Here is a 3237-nt window from a genome sequence, read left to right as displayed (position 1 = left end):
TGGCCACATCCACGAACAGGTCCGCGTACTCGGAAGCCTTGCCATGGGCAAGGTAATCCTGAAATTCCATGGACTCGTCCGAGATATGGTTGACCGTCAGATCCGCACACAGGTCATAGCGGCTGGACAGATGCTCAATGTCATCCCAGGAGCCATAGGCCGGATCCACCTCGGTGTGGGTCAGGGGCGAGAAGCCGGCATCGGCATTGGAAGGGTAGAAGGGCAGCAGATGCACGCCGCCGATGGCCCCTTTCAGATGCCTGTCGATGAACCGGTTCAGATCCGCCAGCCCGGATCCGATCCGGTCCGGATAGCAGATCAGCTGGACCGCATTACGCAAACTCAAAAGGCACCTCCTGCCGATGGCGTGGTATCAGACACACATGAATGGCGACGTCACTCAGGCCACGGAACTGAGCCCGGAGTCTTCTTCCTGCGGCCGCCGGGTGGCATCGACTGCGGCCAGAAACTCCCTGCCCCAGTGTTCAATGTCGTAGTAACTGACGGTTTCGAAGGCCTGGTGCAGCCGGTCCAGGGCCTCGCCCTTTTGCATGGCCAGGGCCCGGTAGCAGGTGGTTGCCATCTCTCTGGGATCGTGGGGGTTGGTCAGGACAGCACCACGGACCTCGGCGGCAGCACCGGCAAACTCGGACAACACCAGAACTCCCCTGCCCTGAGTCAGGCCCTGAGTAGCAACGAATTCCTTGGCCACCAGATTCAGGCCGTCCCGCAGCGGTGTAATCCACATGACATCCGCCATGGCGTAGTAGGCCACCAGTTCCTCAAATGGCAGGCTGCGGAAGAAAAACTGGACCGGGGTCCAGCCCACCTCGGCGTAACGGCCGTTGATCCGACCGACAGTCTGCTCGATATCGATCTGCAATTCCTGATACACCGTCATTTCCTTGGCTGCCGGCACGCATACCACGATCAGGGTCACTTTCCCGGTGAGCTCCGGGTGCTCGTCCAGCAGATGTTCGTAGGCCTGGAGTTTCTCCAGAATGCCCTTGGTGTAATCCAGACGCTCCACCGACAGCACCAGGCGCATGTCGCCAAGCTCCTGGCGCAGATGCTCCATGCGCTGCTGGATATCTTCCCGCTCCAGTGCCAGCTCCACCCGGGACAGGTCGAGGCCCACCGGGTGTGCACCCAGGCGGATATTGCGGTCGTTGACCCGGATTCCGGTGGTCATTTCATCCAGCCCCACCGCGCAGCCATAGGTCAGGAATCGAGGGGCACAACCCGCCCTCTGGGTCACTTCCAGGGGTGTCACGCCGCGGGCCACATCCACAAAGTTCTCGGCCTGACGGGGTATGTGAAAGCCGATGTAGTCGCACTGCAACAGACTGCCGACAATCTCACGACGCCAGGGCAGCACATTGAACACATCCGCCGACGGGAAGTAGGTGTGGTGGAAAAACGCGATGGTGACATCCGGTCGCAGCTCACGCAGGAACGCCGGCACCATCCACAGGTTGTAGTCGTGAATCCAGACCACGGCGTTTTCGGAGGCCTCCGCCGCTGTGCGTTCGGCAAACAGCCGGTTAACCTTGAGAAAGACCTGCCAGTCCTCTTCCCGGAAGATGGCCCGCTCCCAGAAGGTATGCAGGGTCGGCCAGAAGGCTTCCTTGGAAAATTTCTTGTAGAAGATATCCACATCGTTCTTGCTCAGCGCCACCCGGGCCGCGCGCAATCTGGGGTAGCGCTGGGTATCCACCTCGGTGTGGGTCTCAAACGCTCCCATGGTGGGTTCATGCACCGACCATGCGACCCAGGAACCCGCCTTGCCATCGGCAAAAAAACTGAGCAGGGTCGGGATAATCCCGTTGGGCGACGTGGGCCGGCGCCTCACCTGCTGGCCATCCTCCACACTCTCTTCATAAGGCAGCCGGTGGTACACAATCACCAGGTCGGATTTGCCAGGCTCAAGAATATCCCGGGCCTCCGCTGCGACCCCCTCCGGGCCCAGAAAGCCGAAATGGCCCAGGGCCTCCAGAATACCGCCGCAGCCGGTCAGGGTGGCGTGATAGACCCGGGCCCGGCTCTGGGTGGCATCGAGCAGGGCCGGCTCGGACTCGCCGACGCACACACCGATAAAGCCCTGTTCGTACATGGAGAGATCGTTCAGGGTATCCCCTGCTACCAGGACATTTTCGGGGTCTGCCCCGAGATGCGCCACCAGGGCCCTCAGGGTCTTGCCTTTGTTAACGCCCCGGGGCAGCACATCCAGATACCAGTCCGCTGAATAGAGCAGATCACAATCGAGGGCTTCGACGATCACGCGAATCTCATCGGTTACCTGATCCGGCTCACACAGGAAGGAGCAACGTCGCTCCTGAGGGACTTCCTGACGACTCAGTCCGGTGAACTCTGCAAGAGCGGCCTCCACCACGTGCTCTCCGGGCCAGCGCTGATCCACGTCACCCTGTATTGCCCGCACTGGCTGAAGGCTGCGGCCATCGACTACCGTGCAGCCCACATCGCAGATAATGTAATCCGGCTGGGGTAAGGTCGGATCCGCCAGCAGCGGTAGCACCGACTCCAGGCCACGACCGGTTACATACACCAGATCCACATCCGGGTGGGTGGTAATCAGTTGATAGAGTTTGAGGCGATTGTCCGGATCGCCGGCGAGGAAAGTTCCGTCAAGATCGGTGGCAAGTATCACAGTCAACTCCCTGCACGGGGCTTCAGATGAGTTTCCGTTCCCTGGTCACGGTCAGTCAGGGGTTCCGTTGCAGATTCCGTGCCGGTGCCGGCAATCGCCTTGTATGCACCAACAACGGGCACCACCGTGGGTGATTATCCAACCGGTTGATTTGCAGATCTGCGCCATTTTGGTGCACAAAAAGCCTGGCCGCCCTTCTGTCATGCAATTTCCGGCATCAATTTAGCGGTGTGCCAGCTTGTTCAGGCTCGAACAGGTCCGCCTGCATTGCATGGGCCGGGTCGTAGGCCAGGTGCAGGGCTTCCGCGCCAGTCTGGACCATCGGCTCAAAGTGCGCCGTCTCGCCAGTGACCAGATCACTGACATGGCGGTAGCGATAAACGGTGTAGACCCCCAACGTAGCCAGCACCGTGGCAATGTAGAGCGGCAGCCCGTGCCCGCCGACCACATTCATCACCAGCCCCGCCAGAATTGGCGCCAGCGCGCAGCCGGCACCGTGCAGTACCAGCATGTCGGCGGAACCCGAGACGATTTCATCCGGATGCAACTGATCGATCAGTTGCATCCGG

General features: G+C 60.6%; 2 protein-coding genes and 1 pseudogene. All 3 read right to left on the bottom strand.

Going from position 1 to position 3237, the window contains the following annotated elements; all coding sequences use genetic code 11:
* Positions 1-346: alpha-amylase family glycosyl hydrolase (locus AAC035_RS19995; protein ID WP_339806877.1), on the bottom strand; the 346-nt coding region annotated here is incomplete at its 3' end.
* Positions 347-400: 54 nt separating this feature from the next.
* The gene (gene ggpS, locus AAC035_RS19990) at positions 401-2668 is read right to left on the bottom strand and encodes a glucosylglycerol-phosphate synthase (protein ID WP_339806876.1); all 2268 of its coding nucleotides are present in this window, start codon (positions 2666-2668) and stop codon (positions 401-403) included.
* A gap of 217 nt (positions 2669-2885) precedes the next feature.
* A pseudogene (locus tag AAC035_RS19985) lies at positions 2886-3237 on the bottom strand (hypothetical protein); the annotation flags it as partial.

The organism is uncultured Marinobacter sp. (assembly GCF_963974375.1).
Classification (GTDB): Bacteria; Pseudomonadota; Gammaproteobacteria; order Pseudomonadales; family Oleiphilaceae; genus Marinobacter.
The sequence above is the reverse complement of the archived record's forward strand: the minus strand, read 5'-3'. Positions and strand labels throughout refer to the sequence as shown.